This is a genomic window from Mycobacterium sp. TH-M25, assembly GCF_057473665.1.
In genome coordinates, this window is the sequence record NZ_JBYCLA010000070.1 from 1 (window position 1) to 7022 (window position 7022).

Sequence of the window (7022 nt, forward strand, 5' to 3'; positions counted from 1 at the left end):
GTTGTTGCCCTGCTCGATCGAGGGCACCGAGGTGATGTGGGTCTGGTCGCTGACGGCGGTCAGCGCCCGGATGGCCACCTCGATGGTCTGGGCGAAATCCGGCGAGTCCATCGCCTTGGCGATGTTCAGCGAGCCCAGGTTGCACGAAATGTCCTTGCCCACTTTGGCATACGACAAGTCTTCGTTGAACAACGACGGGGTGGAGACCTGCAGGATCTCCGAGCACAGATTCGAGTGGGTGATCTTGCCCTCGATCGGGTTGGCCCGGTTCACCGTGTCCTCGTACATGATGTAGGGGTAGCCCGACTCGAACTGCAACTCGGCCAGCGTCTGGAAGAACTCCCGGGCCTTGATCTTGGTCTTGCGGATGCGCGCGTCGTCGACCATTTCGTAGTACTTCTCGGTGACCGAGATATCGGCGAACGGCGCCCCGTAGACGCGCTCGACGTCATACGGCGAGAACAGGTACATGTCCTCGTTGTTCTTCGCCAGCTCGAACGTGATGTCAGGGATCACCACGCCGAGGCTCAGCGTCTTGATCCGGATCTTCTCGTCGGCGTTCTCGCGCTTGGTGTCCAGGAAGCGGTAGATGTCGGGGTGATGAGCGTGCAGATACACCGCGCCGGCACCCTGACGTGCACCCAGTTGGTTGGCGTAGGAGAACGAGTCTTCGAGCAGCTTCATGATCGGGATGACGCCCGATGACTGGTTCTCGATGTTCTTGATCGGCGCGCCGTGCTCACGAATGTTGCTCAGCAGCAGCGCGACTCCCCCGCCGCGCTTGGACAGCTGCAGCGCGGAGTTGATCGAGCGTCCGATCGACTCCATGTTGTCTTCGATGCGAAGCAGAAAGCACGAGACTGGCTCACCGCGCTGTTTCTTGCCGGAGTTGAGGAAGGTCGGCGTGGCGGGCTGGAATCGGCCGTCGATGATCTCGTCGACGAGTTTCTCGGCCAGCGCCGTGTCGCCTGCCGCCAACGTCAGTGAGACCATCACAACGCGGTCTTCGAAGCGCTCTAGGTAGCGTTTGCCGTCGAATGTCTTGAGCGTGTACGAGGTGTAGTACTTGAATGCGCCGAGAAAGGTCGGGAACCGAAACTTCTTGGCATACGCGCGATCCAGCAGCGTCTTGACGAAGTTGCGCGAGTACTGGTCAAGAACCTCACGCTCGTAGTAGTTCTCCTTGATCAGGTAGTCGAGCTTCTCGTCCTGGTTGTGGAAGAACACCGTGTTCTGGTTGACGTGCTGCAGGAAGTACTGGTTGGCCGCCTCGCGGTCCTTGTCGAACTGAATCTTGCCGTCTGCGTCGTACAGATTCAGCATCGCGTTGAGCGCGTGGTAGTCCGTTTCATCGGGCAACCCATGCATGCCGGTGGTTACAGGCTCTGCAGCGACGGTTGTTGGCACGTCTGTTCCTTCCAGAAGTCGGCGAGACCGGCGCGGACGGATTCCACGTCGTCCGGGGTCCCCATCAGTTCGAAGCGATAGAGGTAGGGCACGCCACACTTGCGGGACACCACGTCGCCCGCATAGGCGAATTCGGTACCGAAATTGTTGTTGCCCGCGGCGATGACGCCGCGGATCAACGATCGGTTGTGCTCGTTGTTCAAAAAGGCGATGACCTGTTTGGGGACATAGCCGCCGTCGTTGATGTTCGGAGTCGGCCGCCCGCCTCCGTAGGTCGGCAGCACCAGCACGTACGGCTCGTCGACCTCGATACGGCCGTGCAACGGTATCCGCGTTGCCGGAAGACCCAGCTTCTGCACGAACCGGTGCGTGTTCTCCGAGACGCTGGAGAAGTACACCAAGCTGGCGGACGGCACGGCGATCCCCTCCTTGATCTTGCTGCGCCGTTGACCGGTCAGGCGCTCAGGACTGCTGCGGAAAGCCCTTTGATCCGGTCCGGACGGAAGCCCGACCAGTGGTCGTTGCCCGCCACCACGACGGGGGCCTGCAGATAGCCGAGCGCCATCACGTAGTCGCGCGCCTCGGAGTCCAAGGTGATGTCGACCTTCTCGTAGGCGATGCCCTGCTTGTCCAGCGCCTTGTAGGTGGCGTTGCACTGCACGCAGGCCGGCTTGGTGTAAACGGTGACGCTCATCGGCGTTACAACCCCTCTGTATGACGATGGAAACACGGACTTGGCTACCACGCACTCACTGATATTCAGCGAACCGCCACGCCGCAGAATTCCCGTCCTGCCGGTCCGCCTGAGCCAGCTCGCGCCGTCGGCTGATGCGTCCCGACCGACCAGGCACATCTAGGGTCTGTCGGTGTCGGAAACACTACACCTAGTGGTCGACAATAAGTGGAGATACCAGATGTTCGGAAAAACATTCGTGGAATTCCCTGGTCGTAGGCCTTGGCGCGGTGGCGTCTTCGGCGTGTCGCAGGTCACAAAACGGCCTCGCTGCGGTGTACCGACAGGATTACCACCGGGCACCGACATCGCGACCCTTCCGGCTTCGCCCAGCAAAGCAGAGATCAGCTGACTTCGGCAGCCAGTTTGCCCACCGCGCCACGCCCGTTGTCAGCCACTTCGGCGTGCTCGCGCGGGTGTTGACCGTCGAGCGTCGTGAACGGAATCGACAGCTTGATCGTGTCGATCACCCTGGCGCCGGCAATCCCGAACGACTTGCGGGTCTCGTCATGGGCCCACACGCCGCCGTACTGGCCGAAGGATCCGCCGATCACGGCCAGCGGCTTGCCTTTGAGCGTGCCGTCACCGAATGGCCGAGACAGCCAGTCGATCGCGTTCTTGACGACGGCCGGATAGCTGCCGTTGTATTCCGGGGTCACCACCAAGGCGGCGTCGGCGGCTGCGGCCGCGGCACGTAAGGCGGTCACCGGCGCCAGCGGCGGAGCGTCGGCGTTCATCACGTCGTCGATCTCCTCGTTGTAGAACGGCACATCGCCGAGACCTTCGAAGACAGTGACAGTGACGCCGTCCGGCGCCATCTCGGCGGCCAACTCGGCAATCTGACGGTTTACCGACGCCGCGCGCAAGCTTCCTACCAGCGCCAACACAGTGGTATTCGGCATGATCTCCAGTTCCCTTCGGTGGTTGGTGCACATCCTCGCATCCATTCAACCGGACCATAGTCCGTTTTGTTCCAGTGCCGTTACAGTGTTTTCGTGGACGCCGCCGACCTGGTTCGCGACCTGCCGGTTTCTGTGCCGCAGGAGCGCGGTGACGCTGCCCGCAACCGCGCGCTGCTACTGGACGCGGCCCGCCGGTTGATCGACGAACGCGGCGCCGACGCGGTAACCATGGAGGACATCGCCGCGGCCGCCGGCGTCGGCAAAGGCACCGTGTTCCGCCGCTTCGGCAGCCGGGCGGGCCTGATGATGGTGCTGCTCGACCAGGACGAACGGACCAACCAGCAGGCATTCATGTTCGGCCCACCACCGCTGGGACCCGACGCGCAACCGCTGGAACGACTGCTGGCCTTCGGGCGGTCCCGGCTGAAGTTCGCGCACACCCATCACGAACTCCTGGTGGCCGCCAACCGCGATCCGCAGTTCCGCTACGGCGCGGCAGCGACGGTGCTGCACACCCACGTCCGCATGCTGCTGCACGCGGCCGGCAGCACCGGGGACCTGGACGCCCAGACCGACGCCCTGCTGGCGCTGCTGGAGGCCGACTACGTCGAGCACCGGCTGACCGATCACGATCAATCTCTGCAAGCGCTCGGCGATGCGTGGGAAACCCTGGCGCGCAAGCTTTGTGGACGATGAACCAGCGCTGAATCCGGCATGCCTACCGGGGCAGGACCGGAGCCGGCTTGAGCGTCTTGGTGAACACCAGGTTCACCTGCCGCATCGCGACACTGTAGGGCCACCACGCAACACGTTTGAACGCATACAGCGCGCGGATGTCAGCCGAGGTGTAGATCAGGAATCGGTTCCTGGCGACCCCGGTCAGGATCTTTTCCGCGGCCTTCTCCGGCGACACCGCATGGCCGCTGAAGCGGTCGACCCAGCGACTTACCTGCGGGTCATCACGGTCGACGCCGGCGATCTCGACGGTGTCGACCAGCGGAGTCCGCACGGCGCCGGGCACCACCACCGACACCCCGATGCGGTAGCGGGCCAAGTCGAACCGCAGCACTTCGGAAAGCCCGCGAAGGCCGAACTTGCTCGCGCTGTAGGCGGCATGCCACGGCAAGCCGATCAGCCCGGCCGCGGACGACACGTTGACCAGATGTCCGCCGCTACGCGCCGCCACCATTGGCGGAACGAAGTTTTCGATGACATGGATCGGGCCCATCAGGTTGATCGAGATCATCTTGTCCCACTGCTCGTGCGACAGCCGGTCGACGGTCCCCCACGCCGAGACACCGGCGATGTTCATGACGACATCCATGCTCGGGTGGTTGGCATGGATCGCCGCGGCGAACGCCGCGACCTCGTCGTAGTCAGAGATGTCGAAGGCACGGCACTCGGGAACGTCGGCGCCAAGCGCGCGCACGTCATGCACCGTCGCAGTCAGGCCGTCGGCGTTGCGGTCAGTGAGGTACAGCTCGGCACCCTGGCTCGCCAGCCGCAGGGCGGTCGCGCGACCGATGCCGCTGGCCGCGCCGGTGATCAGGCACCGCTTTCCCGCGAACGTCTTCTTCGACATGGGCAGTGACGATACCCACGGTATCGCGCTATGCCTGCAGCGAGCCGCCCCAGAGCGCGTTGAGCCACAATGCTTCGAGCCCCTGCACACCGCGCTGGACGTCACCCTGGTCGCCCAGGTAGGCGGAGTCCCCGGACAGCATCTGCACGGTGGTCACCGACAGCATGCGCACCAACGTCGCGATGTCGTCGCTGATCGGGTGGGCGGTACCGGCCCGTATTTCGTCTTCGACGATGCCGATGATCTGCTGCACGACGCTTTCGACCTGTTGGTCGAGCAGGTCGCGAATCTCGGCATCGGTGTTGCGGGCGGCATTGCACGCCGACATCACCGGGTCGTTGTGGGCGTAGACCGCCGCTGCACTGCCCACCATCCGTTTGGCGAACGCCGACGGCGTCTCGTCGACGCCGCGTGGGGCGAAGTACTCGGTGAGTTCTTCGAGCTCCTGTGTTGCGTCGGCGAGAATTTGGGCCAATACGGCGTACTTGGAGTCGAAGTAAAAGTAGAACCCGGACCGCGCCACCCCGGCGCGATCGCTGATCGTACTGACCGACAGCTGGGCGAACGGCTTTTCCTGCAGCAACTCGCGCACTGCCTGCACGATGGCATGCCGCTGGCGATCTCCCCGTCGCCGCGGAACCGGGACTTCCGTGGCCTGCTCGGTCGCACGATCAGCCCCTTGCTCGATGCGCACGCCTACGACCTTGCACTACGCCACACGCAAAAGGAAACTTGACAGCCGTCAAGTTTACCCGAAGGATGACGGGCGGTGATGTCTGCCACACAGTCGATCGACCTTGGGCCGCGGGCCCGCCAGGAGGAAGGTGTCGTCGAAGTTGACTACGACCATCAGTACCCCCGAGTACCTGCTGGATCAGGCCAAGCGCCGATTCACGCCGACGGTCAACACCATTCCGGGGATGGGCCTGCTGGAAAAGCGGCTGCTGACCGTCGACTGGAAGGAGCGCGAACTGGCCACGCCGCCGCCCGGTAGCGGCCTCAAGCCGGTGATGGGCGACAGCGGTTTGCCGATCCTGGGCCACATCATCGAGATGTTCCGTGGCGGACCGAACTTCCCGCTGCACCTGTACAAGACTCGCGGACCGGTTTTCTACGCCAAGTCGGCGGCGCTGCCGTCGGTCGTCGCGATCGGCCCGGACGCCACCCAGGCCATCTTCTCCAACCGCAACAAGGAGTTCTCCCAGAAGGGCTGGCATCCGGTCATCGGGCCGTTCTTCAACCGCGGCCTGATGATGCTCGACTTCGACGAGCACATGTATCACCGTCGGATCATGCAGGAGGCGTTCACCCGCAGTCGGCTCACCGGTTACGTCGACCACATCGACGCGGTGGCCTCGTCCGTGGTGGCCGACTACCCGACCGACGACGCCCGCTTCCTGTTCCACCCGGCGATGAAGGAACTGACCCTCGACATCGCCTCGGTGGTGTTCATGGGCCACCAGCCCGGCGCCGACCACGACCTGGTGACGAGGGTGAACCAGGCATTCACCACCACCACGCGGGCCGGCGGCGCGATCATCCGGGCCAGCGTCCCGCCGTTCAAGTGGTGGCGCGGCAAGCAGGCCCGCAAAGTGCTCGAGGACTACTTCGTCAAGCGGGTCAAAGAACAGCGCCGCAACGCTGACGGCACCGACATGCTCTCGGTCTTGTGCCACACCGCCGATGAGGACGGCAACAGCTTCACCGACGAAGACATCGTCAACCACATGATCTTCCTGATGATGGCCGCCCACGACACCTCGACGTCGACCACCACGACGATGGCCTACAACCTGGCCGCCAACCCCGAGTGGCAGCAGCGCTGCCGCGACGAGTCCGACCGGCTCGGCGACGGCCCGCTCGACATCGAGGCGTTGGAGAAGCTGGAGACCCTCGATCTGGTGATGGACGAGTCGCTGCGCCTGGTCACCCCGTTGCCGTTCAACATGCGCCAAACCGTGCGCGACACCGACCTGCTGGGCCACTATTTGCCGGCCGGCACCAACGTGGTCACGTGGCCCGGGACCAACCACTGGCTGCCCGAACTGTGGACCGACCCGCTCAAGTTCGACCCGGAACGATTCCTGGAGCCGCGCTCGGAGCACAAACAGCACCGGTATGCGTTCGCGCCGTTCGGCGGCGGCGCCCACAAGTGCATCGGAATGGTGTTCGGCCGCCTCGAGGTCAAGACGATCCTGCACCGACTGCTGCGCCGCTACCACCTCGAACTCGCCCATCCCGGCTACCAGCCGCGGTGGGACTACGGCGGCATGCCGATCCCGATGGACGGCATGCCGATCGTGCTGCGGCGCCTCTCAACGATGCCGGTACGCACCGAACGTCGACTTGTTGTGGCAAGAACGAGGTTTCCCGGCCGACACGTCGACGTTCGCGGTTA

The 7022-nt window shown here is 63.9% G+C and carries 7 protein-coding genes and 1 pseudogene; 2 read left to right on the forward strand and 6 right to left on the reverse strand.

All coding sequences use genetic code 11. The features are described 5' to 3' along the window. From nrdE to AC2VOU_RS02545, 4 genes are all read right to left on the reverse strand, one after another. A partial coding sequence (gene nrdE / locus AC2VOU_RS02530) for a class 1b ribonucleoside-diphosphate reductase subunit alpha (RefSeq protein WP_486955944.1) occupies nucleotides 1–1407 on the reverse strand: 1407 nt, incomplete at its 3' end. Beyond that, nucleotides 1377–1823, reverse strand: a complete 447-nt coding sequence (gene nrdI, locus AC2VOU_RS02535) for a class Ib ribonucleoside-diphosphate reductase assembly flavoprotein NrdI (protein ID WP_486955945.1) — start codon at nucleotides 1821–1823, stop codon at nucleotides 1377–1379. The genes nrdE and nrdI, both read right to left, overlap by 31 nt. Nucleotides 1824–1861: 38 nt before the next feature. Further along, nucleotides 1862–2101 (reverse strand): redoxin NrdH, encoded by a 240-nt coding sequence (locus AC2VOU_RS02540; protein WP_486955946.1) that lies wholly within the window; start codon nucleotides 2099–2101, stop codon nucleotides 1862–1864. Nucleotides 2102–2484: 383 nt separating this feature from the next. Continuing rightward, the gene (locus AC2VOU_RS02545; RefSeq protein WP_486955947.1) at nucleotides 2485–3042 is read right to left on the reverse strand and encodes an NAD(P)H-dependent oxidoreductase; all 558 of its coding nucleotides are present in this window, start codon (nucleotides 3040–3042) and stop codon (nucleotides 2485–2487) included. Between the two features lie 93 nt (nucleotides 3043–3135). On the opposite strand from AC2VOU_RS02545, the gene AC2VOU_RS02550 reads away from it, so the two are divergent. Next, nucleotides 3136–3738, forward strand: coding sequence for a TetR/AcrR family transcriptional regulator (locus AC2VOU_RS02550; RefSeq protein ID WP_486955948.1), 603 nt, complete (start codon nucleotides 3136–3138; stop codon nucleotides 3736–3738). 22 nt (nucleotides 3739–3760) lie between these two features. Here AC2VOU_RS02550 and AC2VOU_RS02555 read toward each other — a convergent pair whose 3' ends face one another. Both AC2VOU_RS02555 and AC2VOU_RS02560 read right to left on the reverse strand, forming a co-directional pair. Beyond that, entirely contained in the window at nucleotides 3761–4624 is an 864-nt protein-coding gene (locus tag AC2VOU_RS02555) for an SDR family oxidoreductase (protein ID WP_486955949.1), read from the reverse strand. A 28-nt stretch (nucleotides 4625–4652) separates the two neighbouring features. Further along, entirely contained in the window at nucleotides 4653–5312 is a 660-nt protein-coding gene (locus AC2VOU_RS02560; protein ID WP_486955950.1) for a TetR/AcrR family transcriptional regulator, read from the reverse strand. Between the two features lie 148 nt (nucleotides 5313–5460). Between AC2VOU_RS02560 and AC2VOU_RS02565 the strand changes: the two are divergent. Beyond that, nucleotides 5461–6939, forward strand: a pseudogene (locus tag AC2VOU_RS02565) (cytochrome P450); the annotation flags it as partial. Between the last annotated feature and the right edge of the window lie 83 nt (nucleotides 6940–7022).

Excerpts from the sequence above, each read along its gene's own strand:
- AC2VOU_RS02540 (WP_486955946.1), bottom strand. The coding sequence starts at position 2,101 with ATGAGCGTCACCGTTTACACCAAGCCGGCCTGCGTGCAGTGCAACGCC.
- AC2VOU_RS02545 (WP_486955947.1), bottom strand. The coding sequence starts at position 3,042 with ATGCCGAATACCACTGTGTTGGCGCTGGTAGGAAGCTTGCGCGCGGCG.
- AC2VOU_RS02555 (WP_486955949.1), bottom strand. The coding sequence starts at position 4,624 with ATGTCGAAGAAGACGTTCGCGGGAAAGCGGTGCCTGATCACCGGCGCG.